This is a genomic window from Natrialba asiatica DSM 12278, assembly GCF_000337555.1.
GTDB classification, from domain to species: domain Archaea; phylum Halobacteriota; class Halobacteria; order Halobacteriales; family Natrialbaceae; genus Natrialba; species Natrialba asiatica.
Window position 1 is genome coordinate 243,809 of sequence record NZ_AOIO01000021.1, and the last position, 24,962, is coordinate 268,770.

Consider the following 24,962-nt stretch of genomic DNA (forward strand, 5'->3'; position numbering starts at 1 on the left):
GATCGGCAGCGGCGGATTATTCAGTCCGGATTCGAAACGGCGCTGAACTCGTTACGCCGGTGCTGCCGTGTCCGAGGCTTCGAGCAGTTCCTTGTAGCGGTTTCGGATGGTGACCTCGGAGATGCTTGCAACTTCGCTGACCTCGTTCTGGGTCACCTTCTCGTTAGTCAGGAGCGCCGCAGCGTAGACGCCGGCAGCCGCGAGGCCGACCGGCGACTTGCCGCTGTGGACGCCCTCCTGGCGGGCCGACTCGAGCAGTTCGCGGGCCATCCGCTCGGTTTCGTCCGAGAGGTCGAGGTCGCTGACGAATCGCGGGACGTAGTGTTCCGGATCGGCGGGCTTGACCTCGAGACCGAGTTCACGAATGATGTAGCGGTAGGTCCGAGTGAGCTCCATCTTGTCGACGCGGCTGACGGCCGAAATCTCGTCGAGGCTGCGCGGCGTGCCGGCCTGGCGGGCGGCGGCGTACAGCGAGGACGTGGCGACACCCTCGATCGAGCGACCGGGGAGCAGGTCCTCCTCGAGCGCACGTCGGTAGATCACGCTTGCGGTCTCGCGGACGTTCTCGGGAAGGCCGAGCGCGCTTGCCATGCGATCGATCTCGCCGAGCGCCTGCTTGAGGTTGCGCTCTTTCGAGTCGCGGGTGCGGAACCGCTCGTTCCAGGTGCGCAGGCGCTGCATCTTCTGGCGCTGGCGGCTCGAGAGGGACTTCCCGTAGGCGTCTTTGTTCTGCCAGCCGATGTTGGTCGAGAGCCCTTGGTCGTGCATCATGTTCGTCGTCGGGGCACCGACGCGGGACTTCTCGTCCTTCTCTGCGGCGTCGAAGGCGCGCCACTCGGGGCCGCGGTCGATCTCGTCTTCCTCGACGACGAGTCCACAGTCTTCACAGACGGTCTCGGCGTGTTCGTCGTCCGTGATAAGCCGACCACCACACTCCGGACAGCGCTCTCGCTCCTCGGAGCGCGTCGTCTCCTCCGTTTCGGTCTCAGTCTGCTCCTCGGTTCGTTCGTTCGAGTAGGTTCGGATGTTCGTATCTGTCATGGTGTATCGGGTTGGTTACTCGGGGCTCCCGGGTGGGGTAACCAGAAGAAACCCGGTCGCCTTCAGCTAACATAGAGTTAGGCCGTAAGCCATATAAAGTTTTCGCCTTTGTTATAAAGAAACGCGTTTTCTGGTATATGTGTTTCGGATATATGCTTATTAATCGTGTCCCACACCTCGGCTCGGATCGGCGGTGATAATCGAACAATAAATCACACTCGAAGCGGCGCTCGCTATCGGACCGTACGGGTCGACCCACGCTAATCACGCACTACGGGTCGAATCTTTTTCGAACTCTGCCGGTAACGAGTTCCTATGACCGTTCGATTCGGCGCGATTACTGTCGACTGGCTCGGCCGGGCAACCGTCCGGCTCGAAGGGGAGACGGGCACCGTCATCTACGCCGATCCCGGCCCCGAGACGGATGGCATAGTCGACGGTCAAGACCCCCGCGATGGCGACCTGATTCTCGTCACACACGGCGCTCACTACGATCCCGACTCGATCCACCGCCTCGCCCACGAGAACTCGATCGTTGTCGTCCACGAATCGATCGACGCCGAGACGATCGACTGGGCTGCCGAGCAACCCGACGCTCTCCCCTTTGAAGTCGCTCGTGTCCAGGAAAACGAGTCGTTTATCCTCGGACCGCTCGATCTCTCGACGACGCCGGCCGATACCGAACCGGACGGCTCCCGCGCCGATGGACGAGGCCGCCCTGATCACCCGTCCGGCGAGGGCTGCGGTTTTCTCGTCACTATCGATGGCATCACGGCGTTCTGGCCCGGAAACACCGACCCGCTCCCGGCCCACGATGAACTCGCCGTGGATCTCTTCTTGGCCCCGATCGGCGGTGGCCCCACGATGGATCGACACGAGGCCGCCGCCCTGGCGACGCGACTCGACCCGGACCTCGTGCTGCCAGTCCGGTACGAGACGACCGACGCTCGCACGGCTGAGGACGAGGCGTTCGTCGTTGACGTCGCTATCCGCGGCATTCCGGTGGTCTTGGACCGGTAGCGTTCGTCTGTACACACGGCGATAGATCCGTACCTATAAGTCACGACTCGCTAATCCTCGCACGTGAATCTGTGATGGATATTGACAAACACACACTTCTCTACTGGATGACGGTGACATCCGGGTCCGGGTTGCAAGCAGGGGACGACTCGAGAGGTGAGCCGCGTGGGAACTAACACTGGTTCCGAAACCGACATCGAAGCGGCGGATCTCTCCTACCCGGCCAGCAGTTGGCGAGGATTTTTCACGAATCACTTCGGCCCGTCGATGCTCTGGGCGCTGATCAGTATCGGCGGCAGCCACATCGTCCTCGCGCCGACACTCGGGGGGACGTTCGGGCTCTTTGCCATCTGGATGTTCGCTCTCATCTACCTCGCAAAATACGGCGGCTGGGAACTCGGCATCCGATACAACTACGGCGCCGGCGGCAACCCCGTCGAAGCCTACGATCAGCTCCCCGGCCCGAAAAACTGGATGCAGTGGTTCACCGTCGGCGTCTTCACGATCATCTACACGGGAATCACCGCCGCAGTCGGGATGAGCACGGCCGCGTTCGTCGAAGCGTTGACCCCGCTGTCGTTCCAACAGGCGTTCGTCGTCTTCGTCGGCCTGGCGGGCGTCCTCGTCCTGATCACCCGCTACAGCCTCCTCGAGAAAATCCTGATCGGTTTTACGGTCGCGTTGGGCGTTCTCATCGTCCTCGGCGTGCTCGTCGGTCCTCCATCGGGCGAGGTCGTCACAGCCACGACCTTCACCGCGCCGGATCTCACCGGGCCGCTGTTCATCGGCCTGTTCGCCGCGGCCGCCGGGTTCGCGCCGACCGGATTCAGTACCAGCGTCCTCATCGGTAGCTGGAGCACCGCCAAAGGCGAGGGTGCGAGCGAACTCCGGGCCCACAACCTCGATCCGAACGACGACCAGTATCACGACTACATCCGCGCCTGGATCCGAACCGGTCGCCGCGACTTCAACATCGGCTACGCCTTCAGCTTCACGCTGATCGTCGCGATGGTGATCCTCGCCTCGAACGTCCTCTATCCCACCCCGCCCGAAGACGCCAATCTCGCCGTCACCATCGGGTCCATCCTGAGCGACTCCTTCGGCGAATGGTCTTACTACGCGATGGTCCTCGGCGCGTTCGCAGCCCTCTACTCGACCGTCATCACGCTGCTCGATGGAGCCGCTCGAGCCACCGGCGATGTCCTTCCGATGGCGCTCGACCAACCCGAACTCGATAGCGAGCGGATCCGCAAACTCGTCGTCGTCGGCATCGTCGCCGTCAGCTGCGGCGTCGTCGTTACGCTCGGTACCGTCCCGGTCACCTTCCTTATCTGGATCTCGGCGATCCTCGCGGTCACGGAGATCCTCTTCTATCCCGCAAACTGGTACGTCGTCAGAGAAAACCTCCCCGAACAGTTCCAGCCTTCCCGCGCGTGGGTCGCCTACTACGCCGTCAGTCTCGTCGTCGTTCTCGCGTTCGGCATCATGGGCGCGGCATCCGAGTTCGGCTACGTTTGAACTCGGGCCCCGATTCACTCTCTTGGGCCCGTCTCATCCACCTTTATCTCGGGTGGACGAGAGCAATCGGCCATGGAACGGGAGTACGATAAACTCGTTCGCGATAATATCCCGGAGATTATCGAAGATAACGGGGACGTGCCGGTCACCCGGACGGTCTCCGGAGACGAGTACGAATCGTATCTGCGCGACAAACTGCGGGAGGAAGTCGACGAGTATCTCGCCGACCGAGACGCGGACGAGTTGGCGGACATCTTGGAGGTCGTTCACGCGCTCGGGCACGTCGAGGGCGTCTCCCGAGATGAACTCGCCGAGCGCAGGGAACGAAAAGCCGATTCGCGGGGCCGGTTCGACGACGGCATCGTGCTTACGGACGTCAACTGATGACCGACCCGTCGCACGTGAACGATCCGACCTCGAGCGAAGGCGGGAACGAAGACGAGAACGAGAACGAAACGACGGCGGTGTACGATCGATTCGCGTCGGCGTACGAAGCGAACCACGCCGACAGAAGCGTGATCGGCGCGCAACGAGACCTGTTCCGCGACTCCCTCGACGCGCTCGACGGCACCGCGGTTCTGGACGTCGGCTGCGGCCCCGGCTGGGAATCGGCAGCCTTTCGTGACGACGGACTGGACGTCGTCGGAATCGATCTCTCGTCCGAATTCCTGTCGATGGCGAGCGCCCGAGCCCCCGCCGCGTCGTTCGCCCGAATGGACATGCGATCCCTCGGCTTCGCGGCGAACTCCTTCGACGGCATCTGGTCGTGCGCCGCGGTGCACCACGTTCCGCGAGCCGATATCCGGACCGTGTTCGCGGAATTCGACCGCGTGCTCCGTCCTGCCGGCGTCGCCCTCATCACCTGCAAGAAGGGAACGGCGCGAGAGACCGGCGAGACGTTCGGCGCGGACGATACGCGCCGATTCGTCCGGTACCTGCCAGATCAGTTGCGAGCACTCGCGACGGCGACCGGGTTCGCCGTCGAGCGGCTTGAGTCGACGGACGAGTGGAACGAACTGCTCGTTCGCGCCTGACGCCCATTTTACCGAGACGCTCCGTCATCATCTCCCGGACCGACTGTTCGATGGCCGTCTAGATAACGCCCATCGCGTCGAGCCGTTCGGGAAGATACGTATCCGTCACGAAATCGAGGCCGTGTGACGCCAGCGACTGCTGTTCTGACTTCTTCCCGATTTCGAGTTGTAACTCGATCTGTTCCTCCCAGTAATCGGTCTGGAAGCGCGGGTCCTCGAGTTCACTTTCCAGGGCGTTGATGTCCGAGTCGCTGAGCGGATCGGTCGGCAGATCGTACTCGACGATGTCGGCGGGCTGGATGCCGATGTAGTCGGCTTCGGGGGTTGCGAGGTACTCCGAGAGGTGGGCCGACTTGATCGAGCCGTAGGCGACGGAGCCGTAGATGCGGTAGGACCAGGGGTCGCCGTCGGTAAAGACCACCACTGGAAGGCCGAGTTCGTCGTGGAAGCGCTTCGTCAGTCGGCGCGTGGCCCGCGCGGGCTGGCCACCGAGGTGGACGACGATCGCGTCGTATTCCTCGTCGAAGCCGTTCTCGACGAGTCGATCGCGCATCCCGCCGGTTTCCACGCAGAGGACGAATTCGGCGTCGTTGTCGAGGAACTCGATCATGTCCGGATTGTTCGGGATCTGGTACCCGCCCTGGCCCACGTCGAGCTGGCAGTGGATGTCGCGATCGCCGCGTTTGGTTTGCTCGCGGATGTGGAGCGGCCCCATCACCTTGGCACCGGATTCCTCCGGGCGCATGTGAAAGTCCTCGCGGGTGACCCCCGAGACGATCTCGAGGTCCTCGACCAGGCTGTTCGACTCGTCCTGGCTGGTGAACTGCGCGTTGTCGTTATCCCAGCTTTCCGAGAGGTAGTAGAGTTCACGCAGGGTCGAGGAACGGTCTTCCTCGAGTTGGTCCGTGAGGAACTCGATGGTGTAGACGGCCTTCAGGAGTTTGCGAGCGCCGCGGACGGAGTTTGCCGATCGGGTCGACTCGCGGTCGCCGTAAACCCAGACGTCCTTGTCCTCGTCGTACTCGATGTTGTTCTTCGTCCGCGTCGGGACGGCCATGTGTGGGATTTCGCCGAGTTCGAACTGGTCGTAGAACTGGGCGGCGAGATCGATCAACTGTTCTCTGGCCTGCTGGTCGTTGTCTGCGCTCATTGTTTCACCGTGAGTTTCTCGCTTTCGACGCCTTTCACGTCCAGATCGAAGCTCGCGTCGTCGGGAGCCACGTACTCCAGGGCTGTTTCGTCGTCGCTGGAGACCTCGGCTTCCCACTTGACGAACCACTCGCCGTCCATCTCGACGACGGTCGCGCCGTCCGAGAGGTCGGTCGGCTCGGCCGAGACGATCTCGGTAATTTCGAGGGTCTCGTTCGTTCCCGAGTTGTTCTCGACGACGACGGAGACGGCCTTGCCGTCGCCGTTTGGCTTGACCTCGCGCTCGACGAGGACGTTGTTCATGATGCGGGCGATCGCGTCGTCGATGTTCGGTTCGTCGCGGTCGGTGACCTCGGCGACCTTCGTGGCCATCTCGGGGAGGATCGTCCCGAGGACGTTCTGTTTCTTCCGGCGCTTTTGCATCGACCGGCGCTTGTTGAGGAAGCTCTTCAAGTCGCGAGCGGCCTCGCGGATCGCGAGTTCGATTTCGTCCTCGATTTCGGGGACGTTCGCGACGGCGTCTTTCGACTCGCTCGTGAAGGGGACGTTCGTCGAGGCGACGTGAACCATGATGACGACGGGGCCGTTCGGCAGGCCGGAGCCGCCGGGCTGGTCCAGTCCGTAGTTGCGCCAGCCGATAGATTTGACCACGTCGGTCGTGGCGCACGCGCCGCGCTGGTAGACCAGCGGGACGCGGTTTGCAAAGCGCATTACGTTCGCGCTGCCCTCAGCGGGCAGGTCGTCGCCGTAGGCGATGCCGGCCTCGACGATGAACGGATCGCCGCCGTGGACCTCGGCATCGCGGGTCGCCGAGGCGTAGAAGTCGGCGTCGAACTCCTTCTCGAGGCCGGCCTCGATGAGGTCGGCGGAGATGGGCGAGAGACACCGAGTCGGCGGGGCCATAATGTCGGTCGCGCGCATTCCGTCGACGAGATCGCTGGTCGCATCGCGGTCGCCCTCCAGTTCGCGCACGAGCGGCGGGTCGTCGGGGACGGTCACCATCACGTCCCAGATCGCCTCGGTGATGTTCTCGCGAGCCGTATCGCCGAAGGCGACGTCGTCGTACTCCTCGGTGAGCTCGGCGGCGCGGTCGACGTACTCGCGGAGCGTCCGGTGGGTGAGTCGGTGGCGCGGGTCGTCGTCGGTCTCGTCCTCGAAGGTGCCGGCGAGGCGGACCGAGAAGGCCTGCACGATCTCGTCGTCCTTGCGGGTGCTCGTGGCGTCGTCGGCGAGATCGTAGAGGTCGGCGACGAGCCGCGACTCGTCCGTGTCGGTTCCGGACGCGTCCGCAACGGAGTCGTCAGTCGGTGCGGCGTCGATGAGCGCGAGCCAGACGGCATCGACGGCGTTCTCGCGAACGGTGTCGCCGAAGGTCGTTCCGTGGTCTACTTCGACGGTATCAGCGGCCGAATCGACGATATCAATCAGCTCGTGGTGGGCGAGTCGCTCGCGGCTCGCGACCTCGGTCTGGATGGCCTCGGCGAAGGCGGCCGTCGCGTCGGGACCTTTGTTCGCGGTGGCGTCCGTAACGGCCGCTTCGAGATCGAGCGCTTCGTGGTTCGCAGGCGGCCGCCAGCGCATCTCCCGGCCGTAGTGGCGGTCGCGGAACGCGCCGATGACCGACTCGGCGGTCTTCTTCCCGACGCGGGTGAACTCCTCCTGCAGGAAACCGGAAACCGTCTGGGAGTCCGTCGCGGCGAGCATCTTGATCACGGTCCCGAGTTCGACGCCGTGGGGGTGGGGACGGATCTCCTCGGTCTCCTCCGGTAACTGATCCGTCGCGCGCTCGAACTTGAAGTGTGAACTCGGTTCGCGGAGTTCGAGCCGCGCGTGCGGGTTGACGACCGCCGTGTGCTGGATGTAGTCGTGGAGTTGCTGGCGAGCGCGCATGTTCGCCTCCATCTCGAGTTCGATGCGCGTGCCGTGGGGACGATCCCACGTCGTCGTTTCCTCGACGCTGATCTCGGGTTCGTTGTCGTCGGTGTCGACGATGAGTTCGAAGTACTGTGCGTCGCTTGCGCCTTCGGTTCGGCTGGTGATCTTCGCGGGCTTGCCGCTCGTCAGTTGCGAGTAGAGGACGGCGGCGGAGATCCCGATCCCCTGCTGACCGCGTGACTGTTCGCGGGCGTGGAAGCGAGATCCGTAGAGGAGCTTCCCGAAGACCTTCGGCAGTGATTCCTTGGTGAGCCCGGGTCCATTGTCCTCGACTATCAGGCGGTAATAGTCGCCTTCCTCCTGAATCTCGACGTAGATGTCCGGGAGAATACCGGCTTCCTCGGCGGCGTCTAAGGCGTTGTCGACGGCCTCCTTGACGGCCGTCACGAGGCCCCGAGCGCCGCTGTCGAAGCCGAGCATATGCTTGTTCTTCTCGAAGAACTCGGCGATGGAGATCGCCTGCTGGCTCTCTGCCAGCTCCTCGGCGATCCCCGGCTCATCACCGAGTGTCGACTGGAACGACGTCATCATCTCCCTGTACTAACGGGGAGGCTAAAAGGTGTGTGCAACCGGAGTGAAAGTGATACCGGTCTGTGTGATTTTGGCCGACTGTTCACACGGGCTCAATTCGCTCGTTTAGCAGTTCGAACTCGGTCGTCGCTACGGCCACCAGTTCCCAACTATCAGGTTCGTGATGGTGTCTTTCACCTTACAAAGGTTTAACCACGAGCGAGACTGTATCTTGGACGAGAGGAGCCATGGATTCAGACGACACCGACGAGCACCGGGTCGACGAGGGCACTGGACGACCACACGAAGAGAACGACACCGGTGTCGGCACGGACGAGACAAACTCACGCCCAGCCGACGGCAGCGACGACGAGCTGCGCGCCACGGCCGCCGAGGAAGTCGACCAGCGCATCGTCGACCTACTCTCGTGGATCCTCGACACAGAAACCCGCGCAAAGATCTACGTCCACCTGCTCGCACACCCGGCCAGCACCTCCGAAGAGGTCGCCAAAGGTACCGGCCTCTACCCGAGCACCGTCCGCGAAGCCCTCGCAGAACTCCACACGGAAGACCGCGTCACCCGACAGAAACGAGCCAGCGAGGGCGCGGGCAACAACCCCTACGAATACACCGCCATCCAGCCGAGTGAACTCGTCGGTGGCGTCGTCGACCAGGTACAGCAGGAACTGAACACGATCTTCACGCTCGATCGCGTCCTCGACCGGTCGACCGAGGGCGACGACGAGACTATCGACGGGTCCGACCCCGTCACGATCACGGTCGACAACGACGAACAGGAGCCAACGGCCCCCAGCGACGACCGGACAAGCGAGTCGACCGACGACGACCGCGACTACGACCACGACCACAACTCCTCCGAGTAAAGTGAGTACGGACGCGACTCACCCCGCCAGCAGCCACGCAGGCTCTCCCGTCGTTCCACCCCTTCGCCTTCGGTACCGTTCGTTCGTCACACTCAATTAGTCGGCCACTCCACTCGACCGCAACGCGACGCACACCTCCGTTTTCGTTCCCGCTACGCCTCACCCTCGAGTTCAAGCACGGCCGGCCGCTCGAACTCGCGATCACGATCGACGGCCCGGACCGTCGTCGTCGGCCAGGTGTCGGTCGTCGTCAGCACGCTGCACTCGTCGGCGGTGACGAGTACGGTGTCTTCGCTTTTCGCGCCCTGAACGGTCGGGTTCCAGGCGTAGGCCATCGGCTCTGTGACCGGTGCCTCGTGGTCCGGCGTGGCGATCCACTCCCGGCCGGCGAAGCCGGCAGCGCCGCCCTGGTGGTGGTGCTCCCACTCGCCCGCGTGACCGACCGTCTCGTAGGCGTGTTGGATCGATTCGAAGACAGCGCCGGCCGTCCCACCGGCGTTGGCTACCTCCTGCGTCGCTGCGAGCGCCGTGGCCTCGACGCGAGCAGCAGCCTCGTGGCGATCCGCGAGCCACGCCGGCGGGTCGAATGCGACAGTCCGAGTACAGCTCGCGTGCAGGCCGTCTCGCTGTGCCGTCACCGAGACGAGTACGTAGTCCCCAAGTACGGCATCGGTCGGCGTGTAGTGGCGATACTGCTGGGCGCGCGTTGCGCCGCCGACGAGGACGACCGGGGCCTCGATATCGCGGGCCGACAGCGCAACCCGCAACGCCGAAGCGACCTCGCGCTCGCTGTCGTCGGCGCGCAGTTCCCGACAGACGGATTCGACGGCGGCCGCCGTCTCCTCGCCGAGCCGCCGGTAGCGCTCGCGGTCGCGTTCGGTCAGCGGTTGTCGCAACGGCGTCGGATCGATCCGCTCCAGGCCGGGAACGTCGATATCGGCAGCAGCGTCCTCCCCGATGCCGACGCGGGCGGCGATCGCATCGGCGAGCGAACCGGTGTACCAGTCGAACTGCTCGACGGAGACGGCATCCGTGTCGAGGTCGGGAAGCTCCTCCGCCGCGATCCGATTCGCTTCGTTGTTCGCCGTGACGACCCGCAGCGCCCTTCCGTCGTAGCCCACCGCGGCAACGCCGGTCGGTGCCTCGCGGTCGATGACGCTATTGCCGCCCGTCAGCCAGGCGAACGAGTTCGGCTCGGCGAACCACACCGAGTCGAACTCGTGGGTGGCGAGATAGGTGTCGAGTCGCTCGCGTTTGTCCATGCGAGGTGCTGGCGTGGTGGGGCCTTGAATGCGGCGGACCCTTTCGCTGGACGGCACAGGCCGGGTATCGTGTACGTAGAACGTACACGGATGCGAGCATCGACGAGCGGGGACGATCGATCGGAGCGATATGCAGACACTATAGTAGCCACCGGCAGTCAGTGGACACCTACTGGTATAACTGCCGTGCGGTTAGTGTGGAAACCGTTTCAGTTGTTACTACCGAGACGGAACTCGACGGGTACGTGTTCGGGCGACTTTGACTGCGGCTGACTCGGGCAATGTAAGTACGGCTGGTCCTAACTCCCGTTATCCGTGTCGTCCGACAGTCAGACCTCCGACGTGAGACCTCGCTCGCTGATCGCTCGGTTCGGCTTTCGACACCTGCTCGCGGCGACGCTCGCACTCGTTGCGGGGACGATTCTCCTCGGGATTGCCGCGAAGGCGACAGGGTCGGGACTCGCCTGCCAGCAGAACTGGCCGCAGTGTGATGCCGGACCGTACAACCTGTTGCCGGCGAACCTGCCCAGTTTCTACGAGTGGTTCCACCGATTCGTCGCCATGTTCGCCGGGTTCGCCATCATCGGCTCTGCGATTTCTGCCTGGCGCAGCCCAACTGTCGACCGCCGAGTCGCAGCACTGGTCGTTCTCGGGATGGTTCTCACGCCGGTTCAGGTCTACCTCGGTCGGGCGACCGTCACCCAGTATACGATGGACATCCTCTCCCTGCACTTCTGGACCGCAATTCTGATCTTTACGATGTTCGTCGTCGCGACGACGCTCGTCTGGAAGAAATCGCTGTCCACAACCCACGTACGCGGCGCACTCGGCATCGGTTTGCTCGCCCTCCCGGCGCACGTCGCTCTGAGCCCGACCGATCTCGGGGTGGTGACCGAGTACACGCCGACGATGCAACTCCTCCAGTACGGCGTGACGCTGACGCTGATCGCTGCAAGCATCGTCGCCACCATGACCGGTCGCTGGCGATACGAGGACCGCACGCTGGTGGGACTGCTTACCGGAACGACCGTCCTCGCACTCGCCGTCGCCTACCTCGGTCGCCGCACAGTAATGACGTACAGTACCGTTCTCGATCAACTCTACGTCGTCCTTGCGGCTGCGTTGGCGCTCGCGTTCGCCGCAGGTATCTATCGTAGTCGCCAGTAGCCCGTTCTCGCCGTCAAGTCGACCGCACATCGTTCGACGCTGCCCTTCTCTTATAAATAACTTCGATATCTAACGGGATTCTTCTTGTAAGTCCATGTGAATGTGTGCGTGCGAACAATTTGTAATGAGCCTCATCGCAACCGTCGCCGTCCCCGCATCGGCGTTCCCACTTGGATCGCTTCTCGACACCACGTCCGTCCCCGAGGCGACGATTTCTATCGAAACGGCGATTCCGACCGGCGATAGTCTCATCCCCTATCTCTGGGTCCCCGCCGCCATCGCCGACACTGTCGTCGCCACGCTCGAGACGCGGTCAGTCGTCACCAACGTCTCTATCCTCGACGAGTTCAGCGAGACGGTTCTCGTGGAAATCGAGTGGACCGACGGCATCAACGGGATTCTCGCCTCGATTCGGGAGAGCGATGCGCTGGTGACGGATGCCGTTGGCACCGCAGATCGCTGGACGTTCCGACTCTGGTTTCCGTCCTACGATGCGCTCTCGCAGTTCTACAGGGGCTGTGTCGACTGCGAGATCCCGATCGAACTCGTCCGACTCCACGAGGCCGTCGGCCCGACCGACGGCGACCGATTCGGGCTGACCCAGCCACAGCGGAGCCTCGTTGTCGCCGCCTACGAGGCGGGCTATTTCGACGTGCCGCGCGAGACGACGCTGGTCGAACTCGGTGCCGAACTCGGGATTTCCGACTCGGCGGTTTCACAGCGGCTTCGGCGTGGGCTCTCGACGCTCATCGGGTCGACGCTCGCTATCGATCCACACCAACCGACGCAGTCTCAGTCCTGCCAGCGATCGAGTATCGACCCGACACTGCGCACTGCCCGGCCGCTGGATGGCGGGTCCGAGTATCGATACGACGAGACGGCGCCGGCCACCGGAGGTGACGACCCCCACGACGGCGGCCAAACCGAACCCGAACCGACCGCGGATCGGCCCGAAAGCCGAAACGAGACGGACTGAACGCGACCACAGGCGAACTGAACGTCGGCAGCAGTGTCGGAGACGCGGGTCGCGGCCAGCCCGCAACCGCAATCGCGGCCGTTATGGGACTCAGTCTCCTTGCTCTATCCGTGCAAACCGTCACCGACAGGACGAGTAACCCGTTCGGACTCAGACCACCGTTCGACCGCACCGGCGCAGACGACCGAACGGCCGTCTTCGGCTACGGTGACGCCAACGCTGATTTTCACGTTATCGGCGACCATCCCGGCGTCCACGGCGGGAAACGAACCGGCGTCCCGTTCACCGAAACCGAGGCCGGCCTCGCGATCCAGACCGCCCTCCGCGACGTCGACCGTCCTTTCGTAACGGGGCCACGGGAGCGGCCCGAACTCGACAACTGCTACTGGAGCTATCTGCACATGTGCTGTGTACCGGACGGTCACCAACCGACCGAACAGGGATATGCGGATCTCGAGCGGTACTTCGACGCCGAATTACGGGCGATCAATGCGCACATCCTGTTGCCGGTCGGTGAACGCGCGACCGATCACGTTCTTCGGGAGTATACGACGCAGCGCCGGCGCGTCGATCTCGACATGGCCTCACTACACGCCGGCGACCTCCGCGGTCGCGGGTTCATGGTCGTTCCGATCAGGGACCCCACGACGTGGGAACACGGCGATCGGGCGGCGCTCGTGGACAAACTGACCGCCGTTCTCGAGAGCGACTATCGGCAGACGAAAGGCGTCGCGACGCGGGTCGGATAGGCCGTTAGCGGCCGAAATGCTTCCTGATTGTCGCCCGTAGCGGCAATCCGAGTCCGCCGACGATCGGCAGCACAACGAAGGTGACGAGTTCGACCGGTAGCGTCGCGGAGTCAGTCGCTCCGAGAGCGAAGCCACAGAGCGGGGCCAGGACTGGCAGGACGTACAGGTACGAGGGCGTCCAGCCCGGCCCGCGCCTCGTGTGGCCGACGATAACGGTGAACAGGAACGGCATCAGCACCGCGCCGGCGAGCAGCGGGCCGCCGACGAGCGTCGTCGAGATGGTAAGTGCGATCGAGAGCAGGATCGTCTCGTCGATCGACACCGGGTCCCAGGACGCCTCGCGCCAGCCGAGACGCACGACGACGAGCGCGACGGCCACGACGCCGACGAGGCCGGCTAACGCGGCGTACCACTGCACCGGCCCGACCGGCGGCGCGACGAGTTCGGATCTGACGATGAACTCGGTCCCGGTGTCGATGCCGTAGCGACTGCTCGTGATGGCCGTCCAGAGGCCGTTCGGATCGGTTCCGATAGCGAGCAGGTCTGCCCAGAGCGTCTCGAGTGCGGTTCGGTTGCCGAGCGCGAAGTCGCCGAGCCCGAGCACGTAGATGAGCACGGAGAGCCAGAGCAGCGTTAGCCCGAACCGTTGGCGACGCCACCAGCGGACGGCGGCGTTGTTCCGGAGCCGTCGGAATCGGGTCGCGTGTGCGTCAGCGTTCGAGTCTGTGCCCGCGTCCGTTCCCGTCTTGGTGTCGGTTCGGGCGGTTTCTGAACGGGTTTCGGTCCCAGTCCCTGACGACGAGGACCGCCGCCGCTTCCGTCGCTGGGTCGTCCCCGTCCCGGTCCCGGTCCCAGCCGACGCCGACGCGGCACTCGTCGTTCCACTCGGCGACTGACCGGTTCCGGTGCCCGCGTCCGACCCACCTGTCTTTGAGCCCGTACTCGTCTCCGTTTGCGATGCGCTCGCCCCCGCGTTCTGCGTCGGATTCGAGCGTGACGACCCCGAACGCGAACCGGTACTCGACCCCGACGACCGTGCTGAACCCGCTGCGTTCGACGAACTCGTTTGCGACCGTGATGTCGACTCACTCGAGTTCGAGGAACGACCGGTTGAGCGGCCAGTCGTGCTCGACGAATTGGTGTTGGCGTTGGCGTTGGTGCTAGTGCTAGAGGACGAACTAGTGCTGGAACTCGACGCAGAGCGAGCGCGCGACCGTGAATCGGAGCCGGAGCTACGACCGTTCGTCGCCCGGTTACTGCGGCGGTTGCCATCGCCGCTACCCGTCCCCGTTTTCGTCTTCGTTCGCTGCTTTCGCGTTCGCTGTTGCTTCGTCCCTGTTCTCGACCGCGACGATCCGCTGCTCGTTTCGCCGCTCGAGTTCTCGCTCGAAGCAGCCGTTGAACTCGTGTCGTCGGTATCAGTATCGGCCCAGATATCGGGTGAGGGAATGCCGCTCGTCCGCTTTGCGACGTAATCCTTGTGTCCGAGCCGATCGTAGGCCTGGCGCTCGACCGGGTCGCTGAGGATTTCGTAGGCTTTCTTGACGGCGACGAACTGCGCCTGTGCGCGGTCGTCGTCGTTCAGATCGGGGTGATAGACGCGGACCTGCTCGCGGTAGGCCTCCTTGAGTTCATCTTGGGAGGCGTCGGCAGAGAGTTCGAGAAGGTCGTAGAAATCCTCAGTCATAAACGATCGAGAGCGTACTGTCTAGAGTGGCGTTATTCGTGAACTGTTATAATATCAGTGTTCTCGTTGTTCGCTTTTTCTTAGTAATAGTGTGTTGTTTCAAACACATACCGGGACGATGACGAGCTACAGAAAATCGCTCAACAGAGTCTGACCGCCGGGTACAGACGCGTCTGCGGAGGACTCGCCACTATCGGATGGGCGGGTTTCGTCCTGTGAACCGGTTTCATGACGCGTATTAGTCGTCTCAGCAGTCGTTTCGGGTCCCGTTTTCCGCGTTGATTTCGACGGGGATGGCGGTGTCTCGTCGGCTTGCCCACCGTCGTCACCATCGTTACCATCGTCACCGTCGTCCACCGCAGGCTGTTCCCGTTCAGCGGATGCGATGGCACACTCCCATCCGTCGAGGCTCGTCTGATCAGCCGTCGCAAACTCGAGGTTTGCTACGCGAACGCCGAGTTTCCGGACGGGCTTCGTGTCGAACTCGGCGAAGAGTTCGCGCGCGATCCGGTCGACGAGTTCGGGGTCGTCGACGGGGCCGGGGAGCGACCGGGCCCTGGTGTTGACGTCGAACGGCGGGAGGACGGCCTTGACGCCGACGGTTCTGTACAGCGCACCCTCCCGTTGCGCGCGGTCGGCGACGGCTGCGGCGAGGGTTTCGATCTGTTCGTATTTCGGCTCCGGATCGGAGACGGGGTCGGCGAAGGCCGATTCGCGGGAGAAGCTCTTCGGATCGCCCTTCGGTTCGACGCGGCGGTCGTCCTCGCCGCGCGCGCGATCGTACAGTTCGCGACCGCGTTCGCCGAAGCGTTCGACGAGCGGGTCGGGGTCCGCTGCGGCGACGCCAGCGGCCGTTTCGAGTCCCATCTCTCGGAGTTCGCGCGCCGTGACGGGGCCGACGCCGTGAAGCAACTCGACGTCGAGCGGGGCCAGAAAATCCCGGACCTCGCCGGGCCGGACGACGGTCAACCCGTCGGGTTTGTCGAAGTCGCTCGCGATCTTGGCGGCGCTCATCGTCGGCGCGACGCCGATGCTAACGTCGATGCCGACCTCGCGTCGAATGCGATCCTTGATGTGGCGAGCGAAGCCGTCCGCGACCTCCCAGGCGGTTCGCTCCGTCACGTCGAGGTAGGCCTCGTCGATACTCACCTCACGGACGGTCTCCGCGCAGTCGTGGAGGATCGTTCGAACGTCGGCGGCGACGGACTCGTAGTAGTCCATGTCGACCGGGCGGTAGTAGCCGGTCTCTTCCCGTTCGAGTTCGGGATCGTGGTCGTCCGCCTCGGGAGCGAGTGCGGCGCGGCGCGGCAGGTGCTCGAGCGCGGTCGAGATCGCCTGTGCGCTTTCGACGCCGAACTCGCGGGCCTCGTAGCTCGCCGTCGCGACGGCCCCGACCGTCTCGCCGGGTTCGTAACCCATCCCGACGACGACGGGCGACTCCTGTAACTCGGGCTCGCGCAGGCGCTCACAGGAGGCGTAAAAGCAGTCGGCATCGACGTGGAGAACGATGCGGTCGGTCGTCTCCGCGGCCTCGACGCCGGGCAGTTGCGGCCCGTCAGGCATTCGTGTATTCGTTTAGAGGTAGGAGCGGAGAGTTGTGAACGTTGCGTCCGCCGCTGGCCGTTCGTCGGGTGGGTCCGTCTCAGTTGTAGCCGCGCCAGCGGTGGCCACACTCGGTACACTTGAAGAATCGCGTCGGCGGCTCGTCGGCCGAGGCCGTCTGTTTCAGCGTGTACCAGGCTTCCCGGTTCCCACACTCGTCACAGATGATGTCGGTGGCCTTCGGCTTGCCCTCGAAATTCGCGTTCTCGTCGGACTCGATGACGTCGTCGTCGGTCTGGGCTTCGGTCGTGACGAACTCGTCTTCGCGTTCGCGGTCCCGCTCGCTCGTCGCACCGCAGTTCGCACAGACCATGCGATCGCCATCCGCCTTCATCATCGAGCCGCAATCGTCGCAAAACTGCATACCGTCGCGTACGAACGCGCGCGGCAAAAGCCCCTCGCCTTGCCGCAGTCTGTCACTTGGCGTTTCGATCAGCCGACCCGTATTCTGGCACCCTCCCCCGATGCGGCGGCACGCGAAAGCATGACCGCACCGCCGAGTTCGCGATCCGCGAGTGCGTTCTCGGCCGCAGCCACCGCCTCGTCGGCGTGCTCGCGGTCGGTGACGCCGTAGACGACCGGCCCCCACGAGGACTGGCCGACGCCGGAAAGCACCGGACAGCCCTCGAGTTCTTCGACGAGTTCACCGGCGGGCGGGCGGAAGACGCCGCCCTGGGCGTCGGCGTACCACGCGCCGTTCTTGTGGCCGATCTCGCGGACGGCTTCGCCGAAGGCTTCGAGTCGGCCGGCGGCGGCGGCGGGGAGTAGTTTTCGGGTGACGACGCCGGCGAGTTCGTCCGCGATCGCGGGGTCGGCGCGTTCGACGACGGTGCGCATGCTCGCGTCCTCGTCCTCGCCGCTGCGGCCAGGTTCGGCGTCGGGAACGACGACGAGAAAGCGCCAGTCGTCTGGCAGGTCGTGACGGGCGACGACCGGGGGAACGGTCCAGTCGCCCTCATCCGGCGGGGCGGTCGTGAATCGATTCGTCGGATGTCCGGCGTCGACGACGAAGCCGCCGCCCTCGAAGGTTGCGACGCCGACGCCGCTGCGCCCGCCGCGGCCCATGGCGGGTGCGCGGGAACGGATTTGCGGGTCGCAATCGTGATCGTGATCGTGACCGGGGTCGTGATCAGGGTCGTGACCGTGAACTCGAGCGGTCGCCGCGAGGATCGAGAGGGCGAGTTGCGTGCCGCTGCCGAGGCCGACGTGACGAGGAAGTTGCTCGTCGACGGTCAGCGAAACGCCGGGAACGCCGAGGATATCGACGGCGCGGCTCGCGTACCGCCGAACGAGCGGATCGTCGGCGACGACGTCGGTTGCGCGGGTGGCGACGACGGTGACTCGGGGTTCCGCGAGGCCGATACCGATACCGCCATAGAGGCGCTCGCGGGCGAGCGAGAGGTTCTGAAAGCCGACGTGGAGTCGAGCGCCGGCGCTAACGGTCGCCCTGTCCGTGTCCGTCGCTGACGACGACGGCGCCGGCGTAGTGGCCGGATCGCTCGAGTGCCGCATGGAAGTCGTGTTCATTGTACGGGTGGTTCCGGCAAGGGGGTTTCGACGCTGGCAACGCCTGACGGCAGTGCCGAAGCGATTAGCGATACCGGAGATGGTGTGCGGACTGCTGTCGAGCGTTCTCTGGCTGTAAACGGCGCCCAGCGAGTTCACTGTCGGTGAGTACGGACCTCGAGAGAAGGACTCGCAGATCAGTCAGCCCCGCGGCAAACGCGGTCGCTATCGTTCCGGCGATCCATACTCGACGTGAACGGTCGGCGTATTCGGCGATTTGGACGCCGGAACGCCGTTCCAATCGACGACGTGGATGTTTGCCATCTCGCCGGCGAATCGGAATCGCTGGACGCCAACGTCAATTGTCCCCTCGGCGACCTTGTCGGAGACGATTGTCGCCTCCGCGACCGGGTCGTCCGCGAGCATCTCGATCTCGCCGTCGACGGCGATCTCAAACGTCGAGGGGACGCCGCGTCCCACGATCGTGACGAGGTTCGGAAGCTGCTCAGCTGATTGTACGCTCGTATCCTGTGATACCGGATCGTCGCGTGCCATGCTTCGATGAGCTAAACGCCGGGATATAAGCTTTCTTCCTCCGGAATCGTTCAAAATCCGTGACCATCAGGCGTCTCTGACTTCGTTCGTTCGATTCGCCGCTCCGCTGTCCGGCGATCCACGCATTCGCCGCTGGAAAGAACGTCCGAGAAACGGTGACTTATGGTTCCCCGCCACAAGGTCCGAGCATGAGCAGCGACGAGTTCGACTACGGCAAAGACGAGCGCCTTCGGAGCCGCGAGGTCACCGAAGGTCCTGACAAGGCACCCCACCGCGCAATGTTCCGCGCGATGGGTTTCGACGACGAGGATCTCTCCTCGCCGATGATCGGCGTTCCGAACCCGGCGGCGGACATCACGCCGTGTAACGTCCACCTCGACGACGTCGCCGAATCGGCCCTCGACGCCGCCGACGAGGCCGGCGGCATGCCCATCGAGTTCGGCACGATCACGATCTCGGACGCGATTTCGATGGGGACCGAGGGGATGAAAGCGTCGCTCATCTCGCGGGAACTCATCGCCGACAGCGTCGAACTCGTCACGTTCGGCGAGCGCATCGACGGGCTCGTCACCGTCGCGGGCTGTGATAAGAACCTGCCCGGAATGATGATGGCCGCGATCCGGACGGATCTCCCCTCCGTCTTCCTCTACGGCGGGTCGATCATGCCGGGCCAGCACGAGGGCCGGGACGTGACCGTCGTCAGCGTCTTCGAAGGGGTCGGCACCTACGCCGCCGGCGAGATGGACGCCGATGAACTCGACGGCCTCGAGCGCGACGCCTGCCCCGGCGCGGGCTCGTGCGGCGGGATGTACACCGCGAACACGATGGCTTCCATCTCGGAGGCCCTCGGCCTCGCACCCCTGGGAAGCGCGTCTCCGCCCGCCGAGGACGAGGAGCGCTACGAGGTCGCCCGCCGCGCGGGTGAACTCGCCGTCGAAGTCGTCGAAGAAGACCGCCGTCCCTCCGATCTCCTCACGCGCAAGTCCTTCGAAAACGCCATCGCACTCCAGACCGCCGTCGGCGGCTCCACGAACGGCGTCCTCCACCTGCTCGCGCTCGCCCGCGAAGCCGGCGTCGACCTCGACATCGAGGACTTCGACGACATCTCGCGCCGGACCCCGAAGATCGCCGACCTCGCCCCCGGCGGCGACCGCGTGATGAACGACCTCCACGAGATCGGCGGCGTGCCGATCGTCATCCGCCGCCTGCTCGAAGCCGACCTGTTCCACGGCGACGCGATGACCGTGACCGGGCGGACCGTCGCGGAGGAACTCGACCGACTCGACCTGCCGGCCGACGACGACATTTCCGCGGACTTCCTCTACCCCGTCGACGATCCCAAGGAAGCGGAGGGCGCGATCAAGATCCTCTCGGGCAACCTCGCCCCCGACGGCGCGGTGCTCAAGGTCACCGGCGACGACGAGTTCTACCACCAGGGGCCGGCCCGGATCTTCGAGGACGAGGAGGCTGCCATGGAGTACGTCCAGGAAGGTCACATCGAGAGCGGCGACGTGATCGTCATCCGCAACGAGGGACCCAAGGGCGGTCCCGGCATGCGCGAGATGCTCGGCGTCACCGCGGCCGTCGTCGGCGCGGGCCACGAGGACGACGTGGCGCTCATCACGGACGGACGCTTCTCCGGCGGCACGCGCGGCCCGATGATCGGTCACGTCGCCCCCGAGGCGTTCGTCGGCGGCCCCATCGGCCTGCTCGAAGACGGCGACGAGATCACGGTCGACATTCCCGACCGGACGCTCGATGTCGACGTTGGAGCGGCTGAACTCGCGACGCGCCGCGAGGAGTGGGACCGGCCGGAGCCGGCCTACGACAACGGCGTGTTAGCGAAGTTCGGTCGGGACTTCGGCTCGGCGTCGAACGGAGCGGTGACGAATCCGGGGCTCAAATCCGATCACCCAGACGAAGAGTAAGCACCGTCTACCGGCCGCTCCCCCTTCTATTTCCTGCACGAGATTTTCCCCGAACTATCACCGAGGGACGAGTAGATGTACAAGTACTGTCTCGAGTGTGACTGGCAGTTCGATACGGCAGGCGACCACACCGAGGCCGAGGTTTCGAAACGCGCAATCGAGCACTTCGTCGAAACAGGACACACTGTCGATTCACTCCGCTTACCACCGCCAATCGTGCGCAGAAATTGACGTGACTGGCTCGCCCCTCCAGTGGGCGTTGTACGTCGTGCACTGCCAACGCGGCCGCCCGCTTCGGACGAGCACCGATCGGACGGGTGACTAACCCTGACTGCTGACTGCTTATCCGCGACGGTCCAGAATTCGGTCGATAATCAGCCGCGTCGAAAGGAGTTCATCCTCGTGGGCGGGGTCGCGCCCGCTCGCACGCTCGACCGTACAGTCGATATTCCGTCGGTCGAGTTCAGCCTGGATCGCCGCCGGGTCGTGGTGTTGGTCGTGGCCGAGGACGATAACGTCCGGGTCGATCCGTTCGATCGGAACGAAGATGTCTTCCTCGTGTCCGAGGAGGGCCTCGTCGACGGATTCGAGTGCGCCGACGACATCGCGTCGCTGGGCCGCCGAGCAGATCGGCGCTTCTTTGTGATCGACGTTTGCCTTGCGGGCGACGATCACGTACAGTTCCTCGCCCATCGCGGCGGCCTCTTCGAGATAGTGGACGTGACCCGGATGGAGGATATCGAAGGTCCCCTGAGCGATGACCGTTCGAGAACTCGGCTCTGGGTTCGAGCGGCTGTTTCTGTCGGTGTCTCCGTTCGTGTTCGTTCCCCCATCCGTATCCGTATCTGTATCCGTACCCCTGTTCGCGTCTGCGTCCGTATCCGATCGTGAATGTGCTCGCCGCTCGTCCGACTGAGATGCTGAGTCTGTCATACGTCCGTAGCTTGCTCGGCTCGCTGCCGTTTGTCGTGCGTGGTCTGTCGCGGTCGTCCGCCGTCGTTTCGTCGGTGCTCGTCGCCTTCAGCCATCGGCCGTCACCGGAGTTCCTCGTCGATATCCGCCTGCGTGAAATCGAAGAAATCCTCGGTCTCGGGCAAGTCGACGTCCATCACGTTCAGCGTCGTTCGCTTCCCCTGCGAGTCGAACGCCTTCCAGTCGTGTTGGCGGTACGGCGCGCCGATAATGATGTGGACGCTGCCGCGACCGAAGGTCTGTAGATCCGCACTGCTCGGGCTGATAACGCCGTTCGGGTGGGAGTGAACGCTTCCGAGTGCCTTCACGTCGTTCGGAATCTGGCTCGTCTTGACCGTCGCGCTCACGCTGTTGGATTCGGTCCCCGGCACCACGAGAACGTCCGTGATGACGAGCCCGTCCCGCTCCAACCCCAGTCGTTCCGCTTCGGTTCCCCGCAGGAATCCCATATACTCGTTCGGATGGGACGCCTCCGAAGACTCCATGGCGAACTCGAGGGTTTCCTCGGCAATACCGAGGATCTCGTTCGAGCGAAACAGCGCGTCGAGCAGCCCCATATCACCTCCTGCGGTCTTGCGGTTGCTAAACGTTCCGATGCAGTGGCTCCTCCCGATTCCAGTACGGTCCGTTCCCACACCACCCACCCTGAAGACCGTCCGGCAGTCACTCGCCGCCATTGTTACTACTCGCTACAACCGATAGAACCCGATGAGCGCCGTCTTCTGCGGCCCTGCGGGCCGTCCGGGGCTGTCGTCGCTGCTTGACAAGGGTTATACGCGGGCATCACTAACCCGACATTCAAGATGACACGTGAGGCCGCCGGGGTCCCCGGCGACGACGACGGGGATTCCGTCGTCTACGATCTCGATGCTGACTGTACCGCAGACGATGTCGAACGAAACCAGCCCTATCTCGCCGAAATCAACGGCATTGTCGACTACGGCGTCTTCGTCGATCTCTCCGAAAGCGTCTCCGGACTCGTCCACGAGTCCGTTCTCGAAGGCACCTACGCCGTCGGCGACGAACTCGTCGTTGAACTCGAAACCGTCCGGGATAACGGCGATATTGCCTTCGAACCCGCCGACATCGATGTCGAGGATGACGGGTATACCGTCGAGGATATCTCTCACGACTACACGCTGACCGGAACCAACCGTCTCGAGAGTTCGATCGGCGAACAGATCCACGTCGAGGGCGAGGTCGTCCAGGTCAAACAGACCGGCGGCCCGACGATCTTCCACATCACCGACGAGTTCGGTGTCGTCCCCTGTGCGGCATTCGAAGAGGCCGGCGTTCGCGCGTATCCGCGGGTCGAGGTCGGCGACGTGGTCCGCGTTACGGGGACGCCCGAACACCGCGAGGGATCGGTCCAGATCGAAGTCGACGGGCTCTCGAAACTCGAGGGAGAAACCGCCGAGGAAGCCCGCGAACGACTCGATACCGCACTCGAAGAGCGCGCCAAGCCACACGATGTCGACTCGCTGATCGACTGGCCCGCGTTCGAAAAGTTGCGACCGAACCTAGAGGAGGTCGCGACGTTGCTTCGCCGGACGGTACTCGAGGGCCGCCCGATCCGCGTGCGCCACCACGCGGACGGCGACGGGATGTGTGCTGCCGTCCCCGTTCAGATCGCACTCGAGCGGTTCATCGCCGACGTTCACAAGGACGAAAACGCGCCCCAGCACCTCATCAAGCGTCTGCCCGCGAAGGCCCCGTTCTACGAGATGGAAGACGCCACGCGGGACTTGAACTTCGCGCTCGAAGACCGCGAAAAACACGGCCAGCAGCTCCCGCTTCTCCTGATGCTCGATAACGGCTCGACGGCCGAGGACGTGCCGGCCTACGAGGCGCTGACCCACTACGACATTCCGATCGTCGCGATCGATCACCACCACCCCGATCCCGACGCCGTCGGCGACCTCCTCGACGCTCACGTTAACCCCTACCTCCACGACGAGGACTACCGGATCACCACGGGCATGCTCTGTGTCGAACTCGCCCGGATGATCTACCCGGACATCACGGACGAACTCCGCCACGTCCCCGCCGTCGCCGGTCTCTCGGACCGCTCGAAGGCCGACGCGATGGACGACTACATCGAACTCGCTGCCGACGAAGGCTACGACGAGGATCGGCTGCAGGACGTCAGCGAAGCCCTCGACTACGCCGCCTTCTGGTTGCGCTATAACTCCGGCGACCAACTGATCCAGGACCTGCTCCAGATCGACAGCGACGACGAGGAACGCCACCGCGAACTCATCTCGTTCTTCGCCAACCGCGCCCGCGAAGAAGTCGACGAGCAACTCGACGCCGCCATGTCTCACCTCGAACACGAGGACCTGGACAACGGTGCCCACCTTTACCGGATCGACGTCGAAAACTACGCCCACCGCTTTACCTACCCCGCGCCGGGCAAGACCACGGGCGAAATTCACGACCGCAAGATCGAGGAGACCGGCGATCCCGTCATCACGGTCGGCTACGGTCCCGACTTCGCCGTCCTGCGCTCGGACGGCGTCCGCCTCGACATCCCGCAGATGGTCTCCGAACTCGAAGACGAAGTACCGGGCGGCGGGGTCTCCGGCGGCGGCCACCTCGTCGTCGGCTCGATCAAGTTCGTCAAAGGCAAACGCGAGGACGTCATCGACGCGCTGGTCGAGAAGATGGAAGAGGCGGAGATCGACGAGGCGCTCTCGAGCGCAGCGCCGATCGACGACGACTAACTCCGGTCGCCTGGCGGTCCGATTTCCTGCGGCTTGTCGTTCACGAACTCGTTCCAGAATAGCGGCCGTAAAACGCGGATTTCTCTCTTCCTCTCAGTCCGATCCGTGACGGGGCGTGAACCCGCAGTCTACGCACTCGAAGGAGTCGTAGCTGACCGCGAGTTCACCGGCGCAGGATGGACAGCGGTACGTCGTGTCGGTATCGAGTTGGGTGATTGCCATGGTTGGAGTCGAGTGATCAGCACCAATAAGCGCACCTATTATGGAGACTGAAGTCTCAAGTGACATTAAAACACATACGTCATTCGGTATCGAGCGGAATGTCGGACGGTCCCCCCGGTGGACCGAGTTCGCAAGCCGGGAAGCGCCGAGTCCCTAGAACTGGTACCGTCGCTCGTCGTCCATCGTCGGATACTGGTCCGCACCGGTCATCTCGTCGAAGGTCATCCCAGAGAGGTACTCGTCGTACGTGACGTCGAAGCCCGACCGGAGGTGGAAATCGAGCGATCCGGTCTCGACGCTCGACTGAAAGAGCATGTGGATCGCGCGCCGAACGAGTTCGTCCGTTTCGTCGGGTTCGAGCGCCGTTTCGAGCATCGCGAGTTCGTTTCTGGTTTCGCGGTCGAGCGAGACGGTGAGGTCGTCGTCGAACTCGCTGTAGGAGTCTTGCATTGCCGCGGAGAGGTCGTCGAGGCTCATAGCGGGTGGAGGTGTGCCCGTTGGAAAATCTTTTCGTGGTTTCGC

At 64.0% G+C, this 24,962-nt stretch carries 23 protein-coding genes; 10 read left to right on the forward strand and 13 right to left on the reverse strand.

What is annotated here, in order from left to right:
* Window positions 1–51: 51 nt before the first annotated feature.
* The gene (locus tag C481_RS07715; protein WP_006108604.1) at window positions 52–1,041 is read right to left on the reverse strand and encodes a transcription initiation factor IIB; all 990 of its coding nucleotides are present in this window, start codon (window positions 1,039–1,041) and stop codon (window positions 52–54) included.
* Between the two features lie 315 nt (window positions 1,042–1,356).
* Here C481_RS07715 and C481_RS07720 point away from each other — a divergent pair, with 315 nt between their 5' ends.
* The 4 genes from C481_RS07720 to C481_RS07735 all read left to right on the forward strand — a co-directional run bounded on the left by C481_RS07720 (window position 1,357) and on the right by C481_RS07735 (window position 4,613).
* Complete coding sequence (locus C481_RS07720; protein WP_006108605.1) at window positions 1,357–2,061, forward strand: MBL fold metallo-hydrolase; 705 nt, start codon at window positions 1,357–1,359, stop codon at window positions 2,059–2,061.
* A gap of 165 nt (window positions 2,062–2,226) precedes the next feature.
* Entirely contained in the window at window positions 2,227–3,579 is a 1,353-nt protein-coding gene (locus C481_RS07725; RefSeq protein WP_006108606.1) for an Nramp family divalent metal transporter, read from the forward strand.
* Between the two features lie 72 nt (window positions 3,580–3,651).
* Window positions 3,652–3,963, forward strand: coding sequence for a nucleoside triphosphate pyrophosphohydrolase (locus C481_RS07730; protein WP_006108607.1), 312 nt, complete (start codon window positions 3,652–3,654; stop codon window positions 3,961–3,963).
* Window positions 3,963–4,613 (forward strand): class I SAM-dependent methyltransferase, encoded by a 651-nt coding sequence (locus tag C481_RS07735; protein WP_006108608.1) that lies wholly within the window; start codon window positions 3,963–3,965, stop codon window positions 4,611–4,613. The genes C481_RS07730 and C481_RS07735 overlap by 1 nt, the downstream gene beginning before the upstream one ends.
* A gap of 58 nt (window positions 4,614–4,671) precedes the next feature.
* Here C481_RS07735 and C481_RS07740 read toward each other — a convergent pair whose 3' ends face one another.
* Window positions 4,672–5,763 carry a DNA topoisomerase IV subunit A gene (locus C481_RS07740; RefSeq protein ID WP_006108609.1) on the reverse strand — a complete coding sequence of 364 codons (1,092 nt, stop codon included), beginning with the start codon at window positions 5,761–5,763 and terminating at the stop codon, window positions 4,672–4,674.
* Entirely contained in the window at window positions 5,760–8,225 is a 2,466-nt protein-coding gene (locus C481_RS07745) for a DNA topoisomerase VI subunit B (RefSeq protein ID WP_006108610.1), read from the reverse strand. The genes C481_RS07740 and C481_RS07745 overlap by 4 nt, the downstream gene beginning before the upstream one ends.
* A gap of 230 nt (window positions 8,226–8,455) precedes the next feature.
* Between C481_RS07745 and C481_RS07750 the strand changes: the two genes are divergently transcribed.
* Window positions 8,456–9,091: a helix-turn-helix domain-containing protein gene (locus tag C481_RS07750; protein WP_006108611.1), complete on the forward strand. Its 636-nt coding sequence runs from the start codon at window positions 8,456–8,458 to the stop codon at window positions 9,089–9,091.
* A 152-nt stretch (window positions 9,092–9,243) separates the two neighbouring features.
* Here C481_RS07750 and C481_RS07755 read toward each other — a convergent pair whose 3' ends face one another.
* A complete protein-coding gene (locus tag C481_RS07755; RefSeq protein WP_006108612.1) occupies window positions 9,244–10,353 on the reverse strand; it encodes a M24 family metallopeptidase in 1,110 nt (369 codons plus the stop codon).
* Between the two features lie 315 nt (window positions 10,354–10,668).
* On the opposite strand from C481_RS07755, the gene C481_RS07760 reads away from it, so the two are divergent.
* The 3 genes from C481_RS07760 (at window position 10,669) to C481_RS07770 (ending at window position 13,245) form a co-directional block, all read left to right on the forward strand.
* The gene (locus C481_RS07760; RefSeq protein ID WP_006108613.1) at window positions 10,669–11,520 is read left to right on the forward strand and encodes a COX15/CtaA family protein; all 852 of its coding nucleotides are present in this window, start codon (window positions 10,669–10,671) and stop codon (window positions 11,518–11,520) included.
* A gap of 124 nt (window positions 11,521–11,644) precedes the next feature.
* Window positions 11,645–12,496 carry a helix-turn-helix domain-containing protein gene (locus C481_RS07765; protein WP_006108614.1) on the forward strand — a complete coding sequence of 284 codons (852 nt, stop codon included), beginning with the start codon at window positions 11,645–11,647 and terminating at the stop codon, window positions 12,494–12,496.
* Window positions 12,497–12,579: 83 nt separating this feature from the next.
* Window positions 12,580–13,245, forward strand: a complete 666-nt coding sequence (locus C481_RS07770) for a uracil-DNA glycosylase family protein (RefSeq protein WP_006108615.1) — start codon at window positions 12,580–12,582, stop codon at window positions 13,243–13,245.
* Between the two features lie 4 nt (window positions 13,246–13,249).
* Here C481_RS07770 and C481_RS22650 read toward each other — a convergent pair whose 3' ends face one another.
* The 5 genes from C481_RS22650 to C481_RS07810 form a co-directional block, all read right to left on the reverse strand.
* Window positions 13,250–14,932: a J domain-containing protein gene (locus C481_RS22650; protein WP_241434664.1), complete on the reverse strand. Its 1,683-nt coding sequence runs from the start codon at window positions 14,930–14,932 to the stop codon at window positions 13,250–13,252.
* A gap of 126 nt (window positions 14,933–15,058) precedes the next feature.
* Window positions 15,059–16,495 carry a DNA polymerase Y family protein gene (locus C481_RS07795; RefSeq protein ID WP_006108620.1) on the reverse strand — a complete coding sequence of 479 codons (1,437 nt, stop codon included), beginning with the start codon at window positions 16,493–16,495 and terminating at the stop codon, window positions 15,059–15,061.
* Between the two features lie 79 nt (window positions 16,496–16,574).
* Entirely contained in the window at window positions 16,575–16,898 is a 324-nt protein-coding gene (locus C481_RS07800) for a transcription factor S (RefSeq protein WP_006108621.1), read from the reverse strand.
* Between the two features lie 68 nt (window positions 16,899–16,966).
* Entirely contained in the window at window positions 16,967–18,046 is a 1,080-nt protein-coding gene (locus C481_RS07805) for a beta-ribofuranosylaminobenzene 5'-phosphate synthase family protein (RefSeq protein WP_006108622.1), read from the reverse strand.
* Window positions 18,047–18,265: 219 nt separating this feature from the next.
* Window positions 18,266–18,595, reverse strand: a complete 330-nt coding sequence (locus tag C481_RS07810) for a hypothetical protein (protein ID WP_006108623.1) — start codon at window positions 18,593–18,595, stop codon at window positions 18,266–18,268.
* Between the two features lie 188 nt (window positions 18,596–18,783).
* On the opposite strand from C481_RS07810, the gene ilvD reads away from it, so the two are divergent.
* Window positions 18,784–20,523 (forward strand): dihydroxy-acid dehydratase, encoded by a 1,740-nt coding sequence (ilvD, locus tag C481_RS07815; protein WP_006108624.1) that lies wholly within the window; start codon window positions 18,784–18,786, stop codon window positions 20,521–20,523.
* A 342-nt stretch (window positions 20,524–20,865) separates the two neighbouring features.
* Here the strand turns inward: ilvD and C481_RS07820 are convergent, their stop codons facing one another.
* On the reverse strand, window positions 20,866–21,282 hold the full coding sequence (locus tag C481_RS07820) for an adenylyltransferase/cytidyltransferase family protein (protein WP_049904529.1): 417 nt from the start codon (window positions 21,280–21,282) through the stop codon (window positions 20,866–20,868).
* A 275-nt stretch (window positions 21,283–21,557) separates the two neighbouring features.
* Window positions 21,558–22,052: a Mov34/MPN/PAD-1 family protein gene (locus C481_RS07825; protein ID WP_006108627.1), complete on the reverse strand. Its 495-nt coding sequence runs from the start codon at window positions 22,050–22,052 to the stop codon at window positions 21,558–21,560.
* 246 nt (window positions 22,053–22,298) lie between these two features.
* Here C481_RS07825 and C481_RS07830 point away from each other — a divergent pair, with 246 nt between their 5' ends.
* Entirely contained in the window at window positions 22,299–24,218 is a 1,920-nt protein-coding gene (locus C481_RS07830) for a DHH family phosphoesterase (protein WP_006108628.1), read from the forward strand.
* 93 nt (window positions 24,219–24,311) lie between these two features.
* On the opposite strand, the gene C481_RS22940 is transcribed toward C481_RS07830, so the two are convergent.
* Both C481_RS22940 and C481_RS07835 read right to left on the reverse strand, forming a co-directional pair.
* Window positions 24,312–24,440, reverse strand: a complete 129-nt coding sequence (locus C481_RS22940) for a hypothetical protein (protein ID WP_006108629.1) — start codon at window positions 24,438–24,440, stop codon at window positions 24,312–24,314.
* Between the two features lie 153 nt (window positions 24,441–24,593).
* Window positions 24,594–24,917: a hypothetical protein gene (locus C481_RS07835; protein ID WP_006108630.1), complete on the reverse strand. Its 324-nt coding sequence runs from the start codon at window positions 24,915–24,917 to the stop codon at window positions 24,594–24,596.
* Window positions 24,918–24,962: the final 45 nt, after the last annotated feature.